23 protein-coding genes are annotated in these 19,251 nt (G+C 43.8%); 12 read left to right on the top strand and 11 right to left on the bottom strand.

Annotated features, from left to right (window positions below):
* Window positions 1-169: 169 nt before the first annotated feature.
* From hemB to kdsB, 7 genes are all read left to right on the top strand, one after another.
* The gene (gene hemB, locus Q0230_RS17315; RefSeq protein WP_298612191.1) at window positions 170-1,189 is read left to right on the top strand and encodes a porphobilinogen synthase; all 1,020 of its coding nucleotides are present in this window, start codon (window positions 170-172) and stop codon (window positions 1,187-1,189) included.
* 93 nt (window positions 1,190-1,282) lie between these two features.
* Window positions 1,283-1,990, top strand: coding sequence for a MotA/TolQ/ExbB proton channel family protein (locus tag Q0230_RS17310; protein WP_298612187.1), 708 nt, complete (start codon window positions 1,283-1,285; stop codon window positions 1,988-1,990).
* A gap of 2 nt (window positions 1,991-1,992) precedes the next feature.
* Window positions 1,993-2,421: a biopolymer transporter ExbD gene (locus tag Q0230_RS17305; protein WP_298612184.1), complete on the top strand. Its 429-nt coding sequence runs from the start codon at window positions 1,993-1,995 to the stop codon at window positions 2,419-2,421.
* Between the two features lie 5 nt (window positions 2,422-2,426).
* On the top strand, window positions 2,427-4,187 hold the full coding sequence (gene msbA / locus Q0230_RS17300; RefSeq protein ID WP_298612181.1) for a lipid A export permease/ATP-binding protein MsbA: 1,761 nt from the start codon (window positions 2,427-2,429) through the stop codon (window positions 4,185-4,187).
* Window positions 4,188-4,246: 59 nt separating this feature from the next.
* Window positions 4,247-5,191: a tetraacyldisaccharide 4'-kinase gene (lpxK, locus tag Q0230_RS17295; RefSeq protein ID WP_298612178.1), complete on the top strand. Its 945-nt coding sequence runs from the start codon at window positions 4,247-4,249 to the stop codon at window positions 5,189-5,191.
* Complete coding sequence (locus Q0230_RS17290) at window positions 5,184-5,375, top strand: Trm112 family protein (protein ID WP_298612175.1); 192 nt, start codon at window positions 5,184-5,186, stop codon at window positions 5,373-5,375. Before lpxK ends, Q0230_RS17290 begins: the two co-directional genes overlap by 8 nt.
* On the top strand, window positions 5,372-6,124 hold the full coding sequence (gene kdsB, locus Q0230_RS17285) for a 3-deoxy-manno-octulosonate cytidylyltransferase (protein WP_298612172.1): 753 nt from the start codon (window positions 5,372-5,374) through the stop codon (window positions 6,122-6,124). Before Q0230_RS17290 ends, kdsB begins: the two co-directional genes overlap by 4 nt.
* A gap of 270 nt (window positions 6,125-6,394) precedes the next feature.
* On the opposite strand, the gene Q0230_RS17280 is transcribed toward kdsB, so the two are convergent.
* The 5 genes from Q0230_RS17280 to Q0230_RS17260 are packed head-to-tail and all read right to left on the bottom strand — an operon-like array spanning window position 6,395 to window position 10,795.
* Window positions 6,395-7,519, bottom strand: coding sequence for an ABC transporter permease (locus Q0230_RS17280; protein ID WP_298612170.1), 1,125 nt, complete (start codon window positions 7,517-7,519; stop codon window positions 6,395-6,397).
* Window positions 7,516-8,466: an ABC transporter ATP-binding protein gene (locus Q0230_RS17275; protein ID WP_298612167.1), complete on the bottom strand. Its 951-nt coding sequence runs from the start codon at window positions 8,464-8,466 to the stop codon at window positions 7,516-7,518. The genes Q0230_RS17280 and Q0230_RS17275 overlap by 4 nt, the downstream gene beginning before the upstream one ends.
* 2 nt (window positions 8,467-8,468) lie before the next feature.
* Window positions 8,469-9,050: an HlyD family secretion protein gene (locus Q0230_RS17270; RefSeq protein WP_298612164.1), complete on the bottom strand. Its 582-nt coding sequence runs from the start codon at window positions 9,048-9,050 to the stop codon at window positions 8,469-8,471.
* Window positions 9,051-9,101: 51 nt separating this feature from the next.
* Window positions 9,102-9,875 (bottom strand): ABC transporter permease, encoded by a 774-nt coding sequence (locus Q0230_RS17265; protein WP_298612161.1) that lies wholly within the window; start codon window positions 9,873-9,875, stop codon window positions 9,102-9,104.
* Window positions 9,872-10,795 (bottom strand): ABC transporter ATP-binding protein, encoded by a 924-nt coding sequence (locus tag Q0230_RS17260; RefSeq protein ID WP_298612158.1) that lies wholly within the window; start codon window positions 10,793-10,795, stop codon window positions 9,872-9,874. The genes Q0230_RS17265 and Q0230_RS17260 overlap by 4 nt, the downstream gene beginning before the upstream one ends.
* A gap of 85 nt (window positions 10,796-10,880) precedes the next feature.
* Here Q0230_RS17260 and Q0230_RS17255 point away from each other — a divergent pair, with 85 nt between their 5' ends.
* Window positions 10,881-11,198: a hypothetical protein gene (locus tag Q0230_RS17255; protein ID WP_298612155.1), complete on the top strand. Its 318-nt coding sequence runs from the start codon at window positions 10,881-10,883 to the stop codon at window positions 11,196-11,198.
* A gap of 160 nt (window positions 11,199-11,358) precedes the next feature.
* Here the strand turns inward: Q0230_RS17255 and Q0230_RS17250 are convergent, their stop codons facing one another.
* A complete protein-coding gene (locus Q0230_RS17250) occupies window positions 11,359-11,736 on the bottom strand; it encodes a hypothetical protein (RefSeq protein WP_298612152.1) in 378 nt (125 codons plus the stop codon).
* Between the two features lie 812 nt (window positions 11,737-12,548).
* On the opposite strand from Q0230_RS17250, the gene Q0230_RS17245 reads away from it, so the two are divergent.
* From Q0230_RS17245 to Q0230_RS17230, 4 genes are all read left to right on the top strand, one after another.
* Window positions 12,549-12,794, top strand: coding sequence for a helix-turn-helix domain-containing protein (locus tag Q0230_RS17245; RefSeq protein WP_298612149.1), 246 nt, complete (start codon window positions 12,549-12,551; stop codon window positions 12,792-12,794).
* Window positions 12,781-13,983, top strand: a complete 1,203-nt coding sequence (locus Q0230_RS17240) for a type II toxin-antitoxin system HipA family toxin (RefSeq protein ID WP_298612146.1) — start codon at window positions 12,781-12,783, stop codon at window positions 13,981-13,983. Before Q0230_RS17245 ends, Q0230_RS17240 begins: the two co-directional genes overlap by 14 nt.
* Before the next feature lie 89 nt (window positions 13,984-14,072).
* A complete protein-coding gene (mtgA, locus tag Q0230_RS17235) occupies window positions 14,073-14,783 on the top strand; it encodes a monofunctional biosynthetic peptidoglycan transglycosylase (protein ID WP_298612143.1) in 711 nt (236 codons plus the stop codon).
* A gap of 150 nt (window positions 14,784-14,933) precedes the next feature.
* Window positions 14,934-16,409 (top strand): amino acid permease, encoded by a 1,476-nt coding sequence (locus Q0230_RS17230; protein WP_298612139.1) that lies wholly within the window; start codon window positions 14,934-14,936, stop codon window positions 16,407-16,409.
* A 70-nt stretch (window positions 16,410-16,479) separates the two neighbouring features.
* On the opposite strand, the gene Q0230_RS17225 is transcribed toward Q0230_RS17230, so the two are convergent.
* The 5 genes from Q0230_RS17225 to Q0230_RS17210 form a co-directional block, all read right to left on the bottom strand.
* On the bottom strand, window positions 16,480-16,893 hold the full coding sequence (locus tag Q0230_RS17225) for a hypothetical protein (RefSeq protein ID WP_298612136.1): 414 nt from the start codon (window positions 16,891-16,893) through the stop codon (window positions 16,480-16,482).
* A gap of 36 nt (window positions 16,894-16,929) precedes the next feature.
* Window positions 16,930-17,865, bottom strand: coding sequence for a DUF2380 domain-containing protein (locus Q0230_RS17220; RefSeq protein ID WP_298612134.1), 936 nt, complete (start codon window positions 17,863-17,865; stop codon window positions 16,930-16,932).
* 57 nt (window positions 17,866-17,922) lie between these two features.
* Window positions 17,923-18,000 (bottom strand): pyrroloquinoline quinone precursor peptide PqqA, encoded by a 78-nt coding sequence (gene pqqA, locus Q0230_RS19700; RefSeq protein WP_366936788.1) that lies wholly within the window; start codon window positions 17,998-18,000, stop codon window positions 17,923-17,925.
* 60 nt (window positions 18,001-18,060) lie between these two features.
* Window positions 18,061-18,780 (bottom strand): hypothetical protein, encoded by a 720-nt coding sequence (locus Q0230_RS17215; protein WP_298612131.1) that lies wholly within the window; start codon window positions 18,778-18,780, stop codon window positions 18,061-18,063.
* The coding region (locus Q0230_RS17210; RefSeq protein ID WP_298612128.1) for a cytochrome c at window positions 18,780-19,251 on the bottom strand (472 nt) is incomplete at its 5' end. The genes Q0230_RS17215 and Q0230_RS17210, both read right to left, overlap by 1 nt.

Here is a 19,251-nt window from a genome sequence, read left to right as displayed (position 1 = left end):
AAAAATAGAATATAAAATTATTAATTTGAAAGTATGCAAGAGTTTATTTTTTTACTGACTATTGAGTCAGACTAAACCGGTTGCGATCTTAGCTACAAGCAAGTCCTAGTCAGCTTGCATAGTTTTAGGCAAAATAAGCCTCCATCTTTTCTTAGTTCAGGGCTGACTCATGGCTGATTTCCCCGGTATGTTTCCTTTAACCCGTATGCGCCGCATGCGTCGGGCGGAGTTTTCACGGCGTTTAATGCGTGAGCATCGGTTGACGACGGATGATCTGATTTACCCAGTGTTTGTGTTGGAGGGCCGTAATCGGCGGGAGAGCGTGGCTTCGATGCCGGGGGTGGAGCGCAAGAGTATTGATTTGCTGGTGCAAGAAGCGGAGCAAGTTGCCAAATTAGGTATTCCTTTAATGGCCTTGTTTCCGGTTACACCGCAAGAAGCCAAATCGGAAAAAGCAGAAGAAGCTTATAACCCCAATGGTTTAGCGCAACGTGCAGTACGTGCTTTGAAAGAAGCCGTGCCGGAGTTGGGTGTAATGACCGATGTCGCTTTAGATCCGTTCACTTCGCATGGTCAAGATGGCTTAATGAATGCCGAAGGCTATATCGTCAATGATGAAACGGTCGAGGTCTTGGTCAAGCAAGCTTTATCCCATGCCGCAGCGGGTGCGGATATTGTTGCGCCTTCCGATATGATGGATGGGCGGATTGGGGTAATGCGCCAAGCTTTAGAGCGCGAAGGGCATATTCATACGCGCATTATGGCGTATTCGGCGAAATATGCGTCCAGTTTCTATGGTCCTTTTCGGGATGCGGTGGGCTCTGCGGGCAATTTGGGAAAAGGCAATAAATACAGCTACCAAATGGACCCCGCGAATAGCGATGAGGCTTTATGGGAAATTGCCCTTGATCTGCAAGAGGGTGCAGATATGGTGATGGTCAAGCCGGGTATGCCTTATTTAGATATTGTGCGCCGCATAAAGGATCAATTCAAAGCACCAACTTATGTTTATCAGGTTAGTGGTGAATATGCGATGCTCAAAGCAGCAGGCATGAATGGCTGGATTGATGAAAAAGCCTGCGTATTAGAGGCTTTATTGGGGATGAAGCGCGCGGGGGCGGATGGTATCCTTAGCTACTTTGCCAAAGATGTGGCGCAGTGGCTGCAGGACGCTGCCTTAAATCGCTAAATCAAGTATTCAGCGAAGGTTTCACCGTTTGTCGGGAAAATGGGCAAGTAAAATGCTTAGGCTAATTGATAAAAAGTAAACGAGGCTTAACCCATGTTAGAAATAATTATAGCTGGCGGTGTGATGATGATTCCGATCATTCTCGCTTCTATTGTAGCGCTGGCTATTATCTTTGAACGTTTTTGGGCCTTACGCCGCAGTAAAGTAATGCCCGTTGCTGATGTCGAAATGGCGCGTAAATTAGCCGAAACTGGGCAAGTATCTTCGAATGCCATTAATAATTTAAGTTCAAGCTCAGTGGTCGGGAGTGTGTTGGCGACTGGCTTAGCTAGCAGTAGTCTGCCGCGCCATTTGATGAAAGAAAATGTTGAAGAAGCCGGGCGGCATGCGGTGCATCGTTTGGAGCGTTATTTACCCGCACTGGCTACCATTGGGTCGATCTCGCCATTAATGGGTTTATTAGGCACAGTGTTTGGGATGATCAGTTCCTTTAGCCAAATTTCTAAAGCAGGTGCAGGCAATCCAGCTGCGGTTGCAGAGGGGATTTCAGTGGCCTTAATTACAACGGCAGCCGGTTTAATGGTAGCGTTAACTGCAGTGATTTTTCACCGCCTTTTGAAAGCTAAAGTCGATAATTATGTGATCAGTATGGAGCAAGAGGCAGTTAAGCTGATTGAAATTGTCAATCAAACGAATAACCGTCGCCCAACCGCGACTGTTGCGAGTAATCAACCAACGGCCAATGAAAAAGCTGCTGCAGCGATTGCAGCTGCCCGCCAGCGTATGGCAAGTGGAGGGTAACTATGAAGTTTCGCACACGTGAAACCAGTAATGTAGATATTGACTTGACCTCAATGGTCGATGTGGTGTTTTTGTTGCTGATTTTCTTTATGGTGACAACGACGTTTAATCATAATTCTGCTTTAAAAATTGCCTTACCTACAGCAAGCAAAAATCCCGAAACACAAAATCTGCAGAATAAAATCGAGTTATTGATTGACAGTCAGGGGCGCTATTATGTAAATGGGCGGGAAGTGTTGAATACCCAACCTGAAACCTTATTCCAAGCGATGACTGAAGTCTTAAATACTGCGCAAGGCACACCTGCTTTAGTAATTTCTGCGGATGCAAATGCCAATTATCAGGCTGTTGTCACCGCGATGGATATCGCTGGGCGCTTAGGTTTAACTAATTTCTCGATGGCGACTACCCAAGCTGAGCGGCAGAAGTAGCCCGCATGTCATCAATCCCACGAATTGCTGGTTTACACGTCTATCGACGCTTGGCCAACTATTCCCTACGCTACTGGCCTTATCTTTCTTTTGCGATTCTTGGCTTACTGATTAGTGCCATCACTCAACCCCTATTTGCCTCCATCATGGGGCCTTTGTTAGATAAAGCGATCTTGCAACGTGATCCTGACGTGATTGCTTGGCTACCGTTAGGGATTATGGGGATTTTCCTCTTACGCGGTGTGGCGATGTTTGTCTCAGGGTATTTCATGGGGCTAGTCGGGCGCAGTGTAGTGCAACAGATTCGCGGCGATGTATTTAATCATCTATTACGCCTGCCAGTACCTTATTTTCAGCGGCATAGTGCTGGCAGTTTACTTTCTCATTTGACCTTTTATACCGATCAACTCACCACAGCAGCAACCCGTGGGATTACGGTATTAATTCAAGAAACAGCGACCATTATTGGCCTATTAGCCTTGATGTTTTATCGCAGTTGGCAACTGAGTTTAGGTTTATTGATTATTTTGCCAGTGATTACTCTCGTAATTTTATATGCCACTAAACGCTTACGGCGTTTAAGTCAGCAGGTACAAAATTCAATGGGTGAGGTCACTCAAATTAGTAATGAGTTAGTACAGGGCTATAAAGTCGTACGGATTTTCAATGGCGAGCAGTATGAATCGCAGCGCTTTAAACAAGCGAATGAACATAATATGCAGCTTGAAATGAAGCGTTTATTGACCGAGTTATTATCAACGCCTTTAGTGCAATTTCTAGTCGCAGTGGCTTTAGCGGCGATTGTCTATATTGCTACCCGTGAATCTACCCTAGAAACTTTATCGCCCGGTATTTTCATGTCCTTTATTTTGGCGATGATTATGCTATTGACCCCTTTACGTAATCTCACTCAATTAAATGGACAATTGCAGCGGGGAATTGCAGCTGGGGAAAGTATTTTCCAGCTGTTAGATGAACCAGCAGAAGTAGATACAGGTACACGGAGTTTAGCGCGCTGCGAGGGTAAAGTTGAATTTAAAAATGTTGGCTTTATTTATCCCAATACAACTAAAACTGTCTTAAAAAATATCTCATTCACGGTTAATCCGGGGCAAAAAATTGCTTTAGTAGGGCGCTCAGGTAGTGGTAAAACGACGCTAGTGAATTTATTAGTACGCTTTTACGATTATCAAACTGGACAAATTGAATTAGATGGTATTCCTTTGCCAGACCTGCGGTTACAAGATTTACGGCGGCAAATCGCTTATGTTGGGCAGGATATTGTGCTTTTCAATGACACGATCCGAAACAATATTGCTTATGGTGAAATGCAAGCAGCGCCCTTAGCAAAGATTCGGGCAGCCGCAGAAGCCGCACATGCTTTAGAGTTTATTGAGCAATTGCCGCAGGGCTTGGATACAGTCATTGGCGATAATGGCGTCTTGCTTTCCGGCGGGCAACGCCAGCGCTTAGCCATTGCTCGGGCGATTTTATCCGAAGCTCCCATTTTGATTTTAGATGAAGCCACCTCTGCCTTAGACACAGAATCTGAACGGCATATCAAAGCCGGTTTAGAGCATCTTTTGCAAGGCCGCACCACTTTCATGATTGCGCATCGCTTATCTACGATTGAAAATGCCGATTGCATTTTAGTCATGCATGAGGGCGAAATTATTGAATCTGGCACGCATACACAATTACTCGCTTTAAATGGGCAATATGCACGCTTACATGCGATGCAGTTTTCTGAGCCAGCATCGATATGAGGGCTGCTAAGCAGCATGTAAGTGCTTGGTTTGAGTCGGTTTGGTATGAGAACCGACCTATGGCTCGCACAATTTTAAGCCCCTTGAGTTATCTATTCTGCTATCTCGCTAAGCAGCGCCGCACTAAATTGAGCTTGGAGCAACAGCCTTTTTCCGTACCTATTATTGTGGTTGGAAATATTACGGTAGGCGGTACGGGTAAAACTCCGCTAGTGATTTGGCTAGTTGAGCAATTGCGTGCAGCAGGCTATCGGCCAGGGGTAGTGAGTCGTGGCTTTGGTGGCAAGCAGGTGGGTGTCAAATTTGTGCATGTGAAAAAGACTGCGAGTGAAGTAGGCGATGAGCCTTTATTAATTGCTCAACGTACTGCAGTCCCTGTAGTGATTGGGCGAGATCGTAATGCAGCGATTGTGCACTTACTCACGCGCACTAATTGCAATCTAGTGATTTCTGACGATGGCTTGCAGCATTATCGTATGAAACGTGACCTAGAGATTGCTGTGATCGATGGAGCACGGCGCTTTGGTAATGGTTATTGCCTGCCTGCAGGCCCACTACGCGAGAAACCAGAACGCTTACAAGACTGTGATTTTGTAGTTACCAATGGAATAGCAGAACAGGGCGAATATTCCATGCATATCCGTGGTGAAAACTTACAGTCTTTAGTGGGAGAAGAACAATGCGCTTTGAGTTTATTTCAAGGGCAAAGTGTAAATGCAGTTACAGGGATTGGTAATCCAGCACGGTTCTTTAGTCATTTAAAATCAGCGGGTTTAAATTTAATCGAGCATGTTTTTCCTGATCATCATGCTTTTACTGCTGAAGACCTTAAGTTTCGGGATGATTTACCAATACTGATGACAGAGAAAGATGCGGTAAAATGTCGAAATTTTCCAGCAGAAACTATTAAGAACGCTTGGTATTTGCCGATTGCAGCGGAGTTAGAGGCAGTATTTGCCGAACGCTTAGTACAACGCCTTAAGGAGTTAACACATCGTGGATAGGAAATTGTTAGATATTCTGGTTTGCCCAGTGACTAAGGGTAAATTGATTTATGATAAGGATGCGCAAGAGTTGATTTCTAAGGCAGCGCGTTTAGCTTATCCGATCAAAAATGGTACGCCGGTGATGCTCGAAGAAGAAGCACGCGAACTGACTCAAGAAGAAGTAGAGAGCTTAGCCGAATGAAGCCGGTTTTAGTCATCCCTACGCGTTATGGTTCAACCCGCTTGCCAGCGAAAGCCTTACGCTTATTGAAAGGTAAGCCGCTGGTTCAGCATGTGTATGAGCGCGCTATTCAAGCGCAAGCAGCCTTCGCGACTATTGTAGTGGCGACGGATGATCAACGTATTCAAGAGGTCTGTGAGAGCTTCGGTGCAACGGTATGCATGACTTCAACCGCGCATGAAACCGGCAGTGATCGCTTAGCGGAGGTTGTGCAAATCTATGGCTGGGCGGATGATCAAGTGGTGGTGAATTTACAAGGCGATGAGCCTTTGACACCAGTCGAAAATCTTTATCAGCTAGCGAATAATCTGCAAACCCACCCGGAAGCGATGATGGCTACTTTAGCCACACCCTTGCAAACCGAGCATGAATTAGCAGACACGAATATTGTCAAAGTGGTCAAAGATATGAATGGCTTAGCACTTTATTTTAGTCGTGCACAAATTCCTTTTCAGCGTGATGCCGCGAAAGCTGGGAGTTATTCAGTCTCGCAATATGCACTGCGTCATGTCGGAATGTATGCGTATCGAGCTGAATTCTTGAAAGCCTTTGCAGGTTTAGAGCCTTGCTCATTAGAGCAATTAGAGAAATTAGAGCAACTCCGCGCTTTATATTATGGCTATCGAATTCATGTGGATTTAGCGGAAAAGATTCCGGGGCCTGGGGTGGATACGGAGGCGGATTTACGCTTAGTGGAATCATTGCTGTGATCGAAAAGCCAGCTGATTAGCCTCTTATCAGCCATTTAGAGATTCTAATTGGCTTAGGTCTATACTGGTTAACAAGGAGAAGGAGCATTAGGGTAAAACCTCTCCTCAATAAGAACTAAAAAAATTCAGTATAGCCAGCAAGCGAGAGGAGGCTATCATGCACAAATATCCAGAATCCGTTTTCGAACCCTTAGCTAGCGCCCGGATGCTAGTTTATATTCTGATTCTAGCTGTCCTAGTGATCATGGCAGGTCTTATTTGGTTAGTCGCTTAGTCTAAAGTTCGTCTAAATTTTTTTATCCCGATCAACATCACGACGAAGATAAAAATACTTAGCGGCAGTAAATGTGGCCATGCCTCATGCCAACCGTTGCCTTTGAGCATAATGCCACGCACTAAACGCAGAAAATGCGTATTTGGCAACATCTCGCCAATGATTTGCGCCCAGCGCGGCATCCCTCGAAAGGGGAACATAAAGCCAGAGAGTAAAATGGATGGTAGCAAAAAGAAGAAGCTCATTTGCATTGCTTGGGTTTGATTGCGTACCGTGCTTGAAATGGTAATGCCGATAGTTAAATTGGCGAAAATAAACACCATCACGCTAAATAGAAGCAAGCTTAGGCTACCCACAAAAGGCACATTAAATAAAATCCGTGCCATCAGTAAAATTACGGCAACTTGTACATAGCCGATCAAAATATAGGGCGCGATTTTACCGATCATTACTTCTAGCGGTTTGATCGGAGTGGCTAGGAGATTTTCCATCGTACCTTGCTCGACTTCGCGCGTAATGCCTAAAGCAGTCATCATAATCATGGTCATAGTAAGAATCACGCCCATCAAGCCCGGCACAATATTGTATTGAGTAATCCCTTCGGGGTTGTATAAGCGATGAATCCTTAATTCAAAGCTATTCGCTGGGGGCGCTAAATAGCTTAAAGCTCCGGTTAAATCATGGCGTAAAGCCGACTCAGCTAGTTGTTGGAGGCTAGCAATCGCATTGCCGGTCGCAGCAGGGTCAGCCGCATCCGCTTCTAACAGTAAGCTTGGGTAATTGCCGCGAATGAGATCCCGTTCAAAATTCGCTGGAATGGTCAAAACAAATTGCGCCTCGCCTTGAGCGAGCATGTCAGTGGCGACTTGCGCATTTGCGTCATTATTGACTACTTGAAAATAGCCGGAGTTTTGTAGGGCTTGCACCAGACTACGCGTTAAACTGCCTTGATCATAAACGACTAAAACTGTAGTGAGGTGCTTGGGATCCGTATTAATTGCATAGCCAAACATGAGTAATTGCATGATGGGAATTCCGACCATCATGGCGAAAGTCAGACGGTCGCGGCTTAATTGAATGAACTCCTTTAGCATCATCGCCCATAAGCGCCGCCAACTCATGTTTTACCTGCTGGCTGAAAATTATCAGTGGCTTGTTGCATAAGGTAAATAAACACATCTTCTAACGTAGGCTGACTTTCTGACCATTGATAACTTGGGTTGGCAATCTGAAAGGGCTGTAAGGCTTGAGCTAAAGCCAACGGATCTTTACCGCTAATATGCAGCGTATTGCCAAATTGAGTATGCATATCGACTGCAGCTAGTGCGACTAATTGCTTACTTAACTCAGCCATAGCAGCCCCTGATACGGTCCAAGTATGTAAGCCACTCTGCTCGATTAATTCTTGTGGGGTGCCAGTTGCCAGTAAGCGCCCATAAGCAATATAACTTAAGCGATGGCAACGCTCCGCCTCGTCCATATAGTGGGTGGAGACTAGAATAGTAATGCCATCAGCCGCTAATTGATGAATTTGTTCCCAGAAATCTCGGCGTGCTTGCGGGTCAACCCCGGCAGTAGGCTCGTCTAATAAGAGTAATTGGGGTTGATGTAAAAGTGCGGCTGCCAAAGCTAGGCGTTGTTTCCAACCTCCCGATAAACTACCCGCTAATTGCTTTTGCCTTGCAACCAAACCTAAGCGCTCTAAAGCAGTATTCACGCGCTGCTTGCGTTGGTTCATGGCATAAACACGCGCCACAAAATCCAAATTCTCACGGATAGTTAAATCGCTATATAAACCAAAGCGTTGAGTCATATAACCCACTTCGCGTTTAATTTGCGCAGCTTGCGAGAAAATATCCAAACCTAAAGTTTGCCCCATTCCGCCATCCGGGGTTAATAGTCCGCACATCATGCGAATCGAGGTGGTTTTGCCAGAACCATTCGGCCCTAGAAAGCCATAAATTTCACCCTTGCGCACCTGCATAGATAATTGATCAACCACCACTTTATCCCCAAAGCGCTTGGTGAGGTTTGCAACTTCAATCGCGTATTCGCTGGAGCTGCTCATGGCTACTGAGTCGTTGGAGGATTGAGCCAAATACTCACAGGCTGTCCCGCATGCAAATGGCTGGGGTCTATGGGACTTGCTTCGACTAGATAAACCAATTTAGCGCGCTGTTCTTTGGTATACAGCACAGGGGGCGTGTATTCCGCTGAGTTGGCTATAAAGCGAATCGTGGCTTGCTGTGTACTAGAGCAGCCATCGCATTGATAGCGGAGAGGATCACCTACTTTTATGCTACCGAGTGCTGTTTCGGGTAGGAAAAAGCGAATTTTATATTGATCGGCAGCGACTAAACTTAAGACAGGCGTGCCTGCATTCACCCACTCTTCCGCTTGATAATAACGATTTTCTACCTGAGCTGCTTTGGGGGAACGAATTGCTTCAGAGTCCAAGGCAAATAAGGGCTGATCTTTAGCGACTTGATCCCCCGTATTCACATACATTTGATCAATACGCCCGCTAGTGGTGGCAGCTATGCGTAAAACTTCAGTTTCAATATAGCCATTTAAGCTTGGGGGGGTATCGGCTTGGCAGGCGGAGAGTTGAACACTGAGGCTTAGAAGTAAAGAGCAGATACTATCCCACATCGTTGACCCCTCATGACTGCTCGAAACTATTCATGCTGCACCTAAAGATGCTTAAGTTCTAATCCCAATTCCGCGATTGAGTAGATACATACTGAAGCTAGCTAATAGCGCAATAAAACCTAAAATAATCAAATAGCTAATCCAAATCGGAATATCCGCAATACCTAACACGCCATACCGGAAGCCATTGACCATATATAGCACAGGATTGAGCAGGGAAATCTTTTGCCAAATCTCCGGTAGCATCGTGATCGAATAGAAAACACCACCGAGATAAGTTAAAGGCGTGAGCACGAAAGTTGGCACGATAGAAATATCATCGAAACTTTTCGCGTAAACCCCATTAATTAAACCCGCTAGGGAGAATAGGGTGGAGGTCAATAAGCCAATGGTGAACATTACAAATAGATGTTCGATATACAGCTTACTAAAGATTAAAGACACCATTGTCACTGCAGCACCCACAGCCATCCCACGGGCAATCCCACCGCTGACAAAGCCCGCTAAAATAATCCAATTCGGCACCGGCGACACTAGCATTTCTGCAATATTGCCTTGGAATTTACTCCCATAAAAAGAGGACACCACATTCGCATACGAGTTGGTAATCACCGCCATCATAATCAGACCGGGGACAATAAACTCCATATAAGTGAAGCCGTGCATTTCACCAATCGCGGGGCCAATTAAGTTACCGAAGATAATGAAGTATAAAGCGGTGGTGATCACTGGCGGCAGAATGGTCTGTATCCAAATCCGTGAAAAGCGTAAGACTTCACGGATTAGAATCGTGTAATAAGCTGTCCATTTTTGTTGAGCATTCATGCTTTATTCCCCTCGACTAAATCAATGAATAGTTGTTCGAGGCGATTGGTTTTATTGCGCATACTTAAGACTTGTAAGCCTTTCTGATTGAGGAAGGCAAAAATTTGATTCAAAGAAAAATCTTCTTTGTGGTAAGACACTTCGAGTGTGGTTGGGTCGCGTAATTCAAAATGACAAGCTCCTTTATCTTCAATCTGTTCGATAGGTTCGACTAAATCGAAGACATAAGTTTCCGTATCTAAGCGGCTCAACAAGGTTTTCATACTAGTGTTTTCGATTAATTGGCCTTGGTCAATAATGCCAATATTTCGACATAAGCTTTCGGCTTCTTCTAGATAGTGAGTGGTGAGAATAATGGTAATTCCTGACTCATTCAGGTCGGTGAGGAATTCCCACATGGAGCGGCGAATTTCAATATCTACGCCTGCGGTGGGTTCGTCTAAAATGAGTAAGCGTGGCTCATGGACTAAAGCACGGGCGATCATCAGGCGGCGCTTCATCCCACCAGATAAAGTCCGCGCTTGCTCTTTACGCTTTTCCCAAAGGCCAAGCTGCTTTAAGAGTTTTTCGGCACGTTCAGCAGCAATAGCACGTTCAATTCCATAATAGCCGCCTTGATTAATCAGAATTTCCCCGACTGGTTCAAACACATTGAAATTGAATTCTTGTGGGACTAAGCCAATTTGGGATTTAGCCAGTTCGCGCTGCGTATCGAGGTCATAACCAAAGATCCTCACGCTGCCTGAAGTTTTATTGACTAAGGAGCTGATAATACCAATTGTCGTGGATTTGCCTGCGCCATTCGCGCCTAAGAGTGCATAGAAGTCGCCTTGTTGTACGCTCAAGTTAATCCCTTTGAGCGCTGTAAAGCCATTATCATAAGTTTTACGTAAATCAGTGATCGCTAGAGCCGCTGTCATGGACTTTCCCCAGTTGCGAGAGCGCGGATATTAGCATGATCCCCACACGGCTGAGAAATCTTCAGCAAAGCTAAGGAGTTAAGGCATGTATTCTTATCTAAAAACCTTATTATTAGTAGTAGTCATGTGCTGGGGGTTACAGGCTTGTGAGCTGAAAAAACAGGTGGCTACCTCTGCAAACACGCTAAGTTCGGCGCAACAAGCTCAACTTGAGCAGCAAATGCAGCAAGCCTTGACTTTGCAGCAGTTGCAGTTACAGCAGCAAATACAAATGCAAACCATGCAGATAGTTCAGAATCATGCCAATCAAGTTGATCAGCACTTACAAACCTTTTCGGCAACACAGGCTTGTGCAATTGCGGGGAATTGTCGGGTGGAGACGCGGGTTGTGCCGGGGCAGTGAGTGGATTTAAGTAAATTTTCAAATTAGAAAAAAGGGTACAGAGGTTGTTCTACAGCCTGAACGTCCAACATGACGAGCGCGGTAGGGAGTAGGTTGGACGAAGACATGGGCTGTCACTGCGTCCGTCGTCGAACGAATACTCGTTAGAATTAAATGTTGCTTAAGTTAATTGTTCTAGTAGTTTTTTAACTTGATCAAATAATAACTCTCGACCTTCTTTTGAATTTAATAGAGTACCTAGAGTACTGGTTAATTTATTGTTTGTGATTTTAGCCCACATTCCTTTGGGGTAAGATTTTGCACTCTCTTTAAATTCCGCAAGCTCTTCTCTAACTTGTTTTAATTGTTCTTTGGTAAGGGAGTATTCTTCTTTTAGTTCTTCTATCTTGTTATATAAGGCTTCAAATTTTTCATTTATTTTCAGTATCTCATCATTATTGAAATATCCATTTGGGTCATTTATGATATTTTCTATTTCTTCTTCAAATTTTTTCCTTAATTCTTCTAATGGATCATATTTTGGAGATTTTGCCCGCAAGTCGTTTTTTATAAAATGACATCAATTTTTAATATGTGGTAATAATTCGTCGAATTCATTTATTTCTATTGTGTCTATTAATTTGTAGCGACCTGGAGTCATTCTTATACATGATTTTTCTATCTTTTCATGATGAGTTACTTTGTTACCAAAATTAAAAGTTTCTGATACTGTACGCTCTCATTTCTCTGTTGTTTCGTATAAATAAAGTTCATATTATGGAATATGTGCAAATAGTATCTTGATATAATTTGGCCCGCTACCTGGATAAGATAACTTGAAATCATTTAATGTGAATATTGAATCCTCAAGTGTATTATTTATGTCTTCTATAAAAGATTGATTTAGTCTCATATATCTTTAATCCAATAGATTGTAGTTTGAGGAGCAATTTTACTCTAACAGTTTATTAGATAGAAACTATGTAGAACGAGTTATACAGGAAAATTCTGTATAGGAAAGCTACGGAATTAGTGTTGTAGGATAAGGTGCTACATTTCATGTGATTTTTCGTCGATGCTTAGGGTTTAGTCAAGATTATACAGCCGACCAACGGTTATTTGAAGCAGCGTTGAGTTTAAAATAAAAAATAGTCGTTAATCGATTCAATGAGAAAATAATTTAAGCACCTAGATATAGAGTAGCGAGGTGTGAAGCTCTAGTCTCTTGAGGCAACCGCTATTGTAAATGTTGTGTTGCTTGAACATCTATCTAGGCTGAATGATATGCTTTGGCGTATTTGCAAAGAGCGACAATGATGTATATATTCATCAATTTCACTAAAAATCTAAATTTTGATAGCTATATTCGTCATGTTAGCAGCACTAAGCCAAACTATTCGCCAAGCTCGCCGTACTCAAGGTTTAACTCAGCAGCAGTTAGCCGACTTATGTGGTTTAGACCGTACCACCATTGGAGCTTTAGAGCGTAATGACTACTCCGACTTAGGCATTCGTAAGGTAGAAATGGTGCTTAATGTATTAGGTAAAGAGTTATGTTGTCGGGATAAAAGTTTGCCAACCTTGGATGAGTTGCGAGGTGTGTATGGCGGATATTGATGTCTATTTAGAGCACACTGATACGCCCGCATTTATCGGCCAGTTACAAAAAGAAGCTAACCAGCATACATTTAGTTATCAGGCTCGCACAAACGATGCACTATCACTCACCATGCCTTTGCGGGTAGCCAGTTATCAATACCCTGAGTTACATCCCATTTTTCAAATGAATTTACCCGAAGGCGCTTTGCGTTGGGCTTTGGAGCAAATGACGGCGAAGCACTATGGTAGTGATGATTTAAGTTTATTGGCTTTATTAGGCCGTCACCAAATTGGACGTTTAGCTTATAGTGTGGCGGGTCAGTCCTTGGCTTTTCTAACGGACCAGCCGCTCACCTTAAATCAATTAGTGAGCAGCACGGACGAAGATTTATTTGCGCAATTACTCGTGCGTTATGCGACTCATTCAGGGGTTGCTGGGGTACAACCTAAAGTACTCATGCCCTTGCAACAGCATTTCACTCTGCCTTTGAGACATTATATTGTGAAAACCTGGGCAGAGGATTATCCCCATTTAGCTTGCAATGAATATGTCTGCTTAAGCATTGCACGTGCAGCAGGTTTGGAGGTCTCTAATTTCTACTTGAGTGATAATGCCCAACTGCTGATAACGGAGCGATTTGATTTAACGTCTGAAGGTATGGCATTAGGGTTTGAAGATTTTTGTGTGTTACAGGGCAAACCTACCCGAGCCAAATATGATAGCTCTTTAGAAGCGTGTACCCATACTATTCGCCAGTTCATTTCTCCTCATCAACACGCTCAAGCCTTAGCTGATTTTTATAAGCTCACCTATTTGAATGTACGAGTACGCAATGGCGATGCACATTTAAAAAATTATGGAGTTTTGTATTCTTCACTAGCCGATTATCAGACTGGAACTTTGCCTCAAGCCGAACGTAAGTTGGCACCAATATTTGATATTGTTAGTACAGTGCCTTACTTACCAAAAGATTCTATGGCTCTGTTATTATCAGGTTCTAAGCGCTGGCCTAAGCGTAAAATATTGCACCAGTTTGGTCGCCAACATTGTGGCTTGAGTCTAAAAATGATTGAGCAAATCGACTCAGAAGTAGAGTCAGCGATTGAAACTCAATTCGGCTTATTATCAAACTTTACTACTCAGCATCAGGGTTTTGCTCCCTTCGCTGAGCAAATGGCTTTATTATTGAAGACACCTTTGTTGTAGTGTGGTGACACAGCATTTGGTAAAAGCGCCTATTGTCCCCACACAGTGAATTGGTTAGAGTGTCCATTTTTCTAGGATAAACCTCGGCTTTGTTGGCATTACCACGCTTTAAATTAACTTATCTGCATTGGCTTTGGCGGATTCCACTTTTATTGTTTCTGCTAGTGGTCTTGCTGCTGCTAATTTTTCGCGTCGTACCTGTGCCGACTTCATCCTTTATGTTGCAACAATCGCTAGCCTCTTGGTTCGACGATTCTATTCCGACAGTTCATCATCACTGGGTGAGTATGGATGACATTCCGCCCCAAGTGGCGCTCGCTGCGGTGGCGGCAGAAGATCAACGTTTTCCTGAACATTGGGGAATTGACCGAGGTGCAACTGAGCGGGCGATTCAAGCTGCTTTAGAAGGTGAATCCAGCGGTGGTGGTAGCACGATTACTCAACAGGTAGCGAAAAATCTATTTCTCTGGGGTGGACGTAGCTATGTACGTAAAGGAATGGAATGGGGCTTAGCGATCTTAATCGAAACCCTCTGGAGTAAAGAACGCATTCTCGAAGTGTATTTAAATATTGCTCAGTTCAGTGATGCGGATTATGGCGTGGGTGCCGCCAGCGATTTCTTATTCAAAAAGCCTGTAGCGAAGCTCTCAGAGTCAGATGCAGCCTTATTAGCGGCCGTCTTACCACTTCCTGAAGTGTATAGCGTGGTTAAGCCTTCACGTTATATTCAAAAGCGCCAACGTTTTATCTTACGGCAAATGCGTCAATTGGGTGGGGTGGCGTATTTAGAGCGTCTGTAAACTGCCTCCTTCGATCTAAAGCTCAGCTGCAAATAAACCAAATTTTTCATACTTTTACTAAGTTTATTTAGGAATTTGCCCAGTTTATTTGCGGATTTATCGGTGCGATGAGTCTAGAATGAAACTGCCACAGTAGCTTAGGAGATCCGTATGAGTGAGGAAAGGTTGGATGATGATGCCAAGCTGTTAGCCAGTATTGGTTATAAGCAAGAGCTGTCTCGGCGCATGAGTGCGTTCTCAAATTTCGCGATTTCATTTTCAATTATCTGTATTTTAGCGGGCGGTATTAGTGCCTTTCCTTCAGCTTTAGGTGCAGGTGGAGGTGCAAGTATCGGTCTGGGTTGGCTAGTGGGTGCTTGTTTTGCAGGCTTAGTTGCTGCAGGGATGGCGCAAATTGCCTCAGCTTATCCGACTGCAGGTGGCTTATATCACTGGGGTTCAATTCTAGGCGGTAAAGGCTTTGGTTGGACAGCTGCTTGGTTTAACTTACTGGGCCTGGTCTTTGTTACAGCTTCGGTCAATTTCGGTGTCTATGATCCTTTCTTTAAATCCTTGTTCCTACCTGCGCTTGGAGTAGATACCAGTAGCTTTGGGTTTTGGCATCAGACTTTATTTATCGCTGGAGTGACGCTGTCTCAAGCTTTACTCAATCATTTAGGCATTCGCTTAACCACACGTTTGACGGATTTATCAGGTTATTTAATCTTTGTGGTAGCCATCTCTTTGATTATCAGTTTATTAATTTTCTCTCCGGTTCCTTTGGATTTTGGTCGCTTATTTACCTTAACTAATTTTACAGGCATGGAAGGCAGTGCATGGCCGCAGCATGATTCAGTGATCGTGGTCTTTTTATTGGGTTTGCTATTGACCATTTACACAATTACTGGTTTTGATGCTTCCGCGCATACTGCCGAAGAAACGAAAAATGCTGCCGCTAATGTACCTAAAGGTATTATGAATGCTGTGTTCTGGTCAGCTTTATTTGGCTATATCATGGTTTGTACTTTTATCTTAGTGATGCCTAATCTTACCGACGGAGTAAAGCAAGGTTTAGGCTTCCTTGATGCCTTATTAGGTTCAGTTCCACCTTGGTTGAAACTAGTCTTGGCAACGGGCATTTTAGTCTGTAATTATTTATGTGGTCTAGCTTGTGTAACCTCAGCTTCGCGGATGACGTATGCCTTTGCCCGTGACGGTGGCTTGCCGTTCTCCAATAGTTTAAAGCAAGTACATGACACACATAAAACTCCAGTGAATGCTATCTGGACAGCAGCAGTTGCGGCGATTATTGCTACTTTGTATGGCGATGCTTTCTTAGTCTTAGCCACAGGTTGTGCGGTGTTGTTATATATATCCTACATTATGCCAACCGCAGCAGGGATATGGGCAGAGGGTCGCACTTGGACACATAAAGGCCCGTTCAATTTAGGGGCTTTATCTAAAGTGATTGCCGTGCTTGCTACGCTGGGTGGCTTAGTCTTGGTTTGGGTGGGTGTACAACCGCCGAATGATAAAGTGTTGTATCTGATTGTGGCCTTGGGGTTGGTTTTATTAGCTTTATGGTGGGGCTTAGGTGTGCGTAATAGCTTCCAAGGGCCACCTAGCTTAAACAAGACGATGCGCTAACAAGGACGAAGTGAATTGGGGCAGATTGTTCTGCCCTAATTGCTTATTAAACCCGTTTAGATAATCTTCCTTAACTAGCCACCTTCTTTTTCTTCTTCAAGCCACAATTTGCTTCACTATCCGCAAGAAAAGTCTCAAAAGCTTTAATCGCAGCACGTCCACCCCCCGCATCCCGAAAGGCAGCAGCACGTTCTCCGGAGGTTTTACTCATCACAGCCAAAGTGCTGGTAGCGACAAAATTAGCATAAGGGATTTTCTCAGCGATTTTGTCGATAGCACAGACACAGCCGTACATATGATCATAATTCTCACCCCCATATTTATTCATACAGCCAAATACATATTCTACCCGTGCTTGGGTTGGATAATCATTTGGTGGCGGTGTGGTATCGGCGAGTGAATTGCCGACTGCACAATAAGTTAACACTAAAGCACCCAATAAGCGGCTAGTAATTGTTTGGATTTTGTGAGCACTGAATGGCATTAGCTTACTCCTTGTTGGGATGAGGCAGGAAAAGAACTAGGCTGCTGCTCCAGTATTTACAATTTCCTGCAAGATTTGATTAATTTCATCTATAAAAGCTTGTTCCGCAGCGTTATTCGGTAGTAGTAGGGTTTCAATCACCACTTGATTATTCACTTGGCGCACACTAATTCGACATGGCATATGTAAAGGAGAGGCAATATTTTTCTCCAGTAAAGCTTGCGCATAAGTGAGATTACAAAAATGCAGTACCGTTATTTTAGGAAAGCTTTTTGTTTCACGCTCAGCAATCGCTTGCCCAATAGTGGATTGTTCGGTTAAACGGAAATTGTGTTGGCTAATAGCAAACAATAAATCATCAATAACTGTATCAAAATCTTTGGAGGTATTTTTCTGATAAATTGGAGCACTAAAGCTTAAAGCCTCACTTGGACTAGTACTGGCCTTAGCAGTGGGCAAAGCTGTGGGAATGTCAGCGGCGATTTGGAGTAAAGCACGGCGGGTTGCTTCTATTGCTTCGCCTTTGGCTTCGCGGCTGAATTCAGCGAGTTGTTTACCAGTTTTAACTTCAACTACTTGCACCATCAAATAAGCAAATAAATAGCTAGGTTTTTGTACACGCCCGACTAAGACATAATCGGCTTGTAGAGTTTTACCAAGTTCGGCGGCTTTATCTGGGTGGCTGACTAAATAACCAAAACCTTGATTAGCCTGATTTTGTAGATTCTTATCTATAGCTACTAAAGCATAACCAGCAGTTTGTAAGGCCGCAGCTAAAATGCCTTGAGCGGTTTGAGTGCGTGTTAGTTCTGCAGCGGGGGCTGGTAGCTGGGTAAAATCATGTAGCTCAAAATCGAGAACTAAAAGTTTAGCTGGGTTTGTTGGATTCGCTTGGAGATTTGCGGCCTGAAAAAAATAAAAGACACACAAGAAATAAAATAGCCAGTTTTTTAGGCCTAAAGGGGTAAGCATGCTGGCCTCCTTTGAACTCCCCTGTAAACGGTCAATGTACAGGGGAGGCGACTTAGATCAACGATTTAGAATATATAGATTAATTTCAAAGCCATAGCGCATGTCTTTATAGCTGGGTTTAGTCCACTTCTTCATACGAATAACTCCTCGTTAAGTTTCAAGTACGACCTAGTTAGGCCAGTTTATCGCTGCTTCTTAGGGTGCACGCAGCAACAATTCTTTATGCGCGATCGGTTGATCTTCGCTAGAGCTGGGCACATCGGTAACGATCTTATAAATTCCTCCTGGTACTTCGGCAGAGACAATGAATTCATATTGCTTGTTCGCAAAAGCTTGATTATTAAATTTGCCTTTCTCTGGGTCATTTAGATAAGGCTGAATACTGACTTTTTTACCTTGTAGGGTTTTACCTGCATAACTAAAACTAGTCTCGCTCACATCAGAATTTTCGAGTGCAAACTTGATGTATTTCTGAAAATGCCGCCATTGCCCACCATTAATGCGTTCCATATCGTGAATATCATTTTGCAAAAATAGCATTAAAACCGGATTTCCTTCGGGGTTAGTAAAGGGAGGCACCCAACGGTTATGCTCACCAGTCATAAACTCGATGGCAGTTTCTTTATGAGTCGCATCTTTAGTGGCTAATTTCATAGTCACGGTATCTTTAAGCGCTTCTACCATGCTGCCAGATTGTTGGACATCATAAACAAGGGTTTGCTCTGGCTTTACGGTTTGCATGTGATTAGTGGCAAAGAGCAAAGTATTAGCAGGCGAAAACCTACCAGAATCTGTGCTGGCATTGGTATTGTCAGCTTGGAGAGGCGAAGACAATACCAATGCAGCACAGGCAAACAGTTGTAAACCCACGGTCTTAAATTTAAATGATTTCCTAGCGTGGTAAGCTAATTTCATTAGAACCGCTCCAGATTACCTGCTGGAATAACATTGTCTGAACGTGCTTTCAGATAGGCATAGAGGTTCTCAATATTATTCATAATATTCGGATTATCTTTCCAAGTAGGCATCACTCCAATTTGGCCTTTATAGCCATTGGTAACGCGATTTATAAAAGTAGCATGATCAAGTTGCTGTAGTCTGAGAAGTAAGCTAGGAGCGATGGTACTGCCGCCGCCATCAATCCCATGACAGACTTGGCATTGGCCGAAGGTACGGAAACCTTTAGTTAAGAAGGCATCAATCTTACAATTACTCCCTTCACATTTGATATGCCCCTCATAAGGCTTGCCGTCTGCAGCTGTAACTACTACTTGGGTAGGGGCTGCTACAGTTGGAGCTGGTATAGCAGCTGGAGCCGTTGTAGTCTGCGCTGCAGGTGCAGGTGCAGGTGCAGGTGCAGGTGCAGGTGCAGGTGCAGGTGCAGGT

Origin of the sequence: uncultured Thiothrix sp. (genome assembly GCF_937876535.1) — a bacterium.
In the GTDB taxonomy this organism is placed as follows: domain Bacteria; phylum Pseudomonadota; class Gammaproteobacteria; order Thiotrichales; family Thiotrichaceae; genus Thiolinea.
The sequence above is the reverse complement of the archived record's forward strand: the minus strand, read 5'-3'. Positions and strand labels throughout refer to the sequence as shown.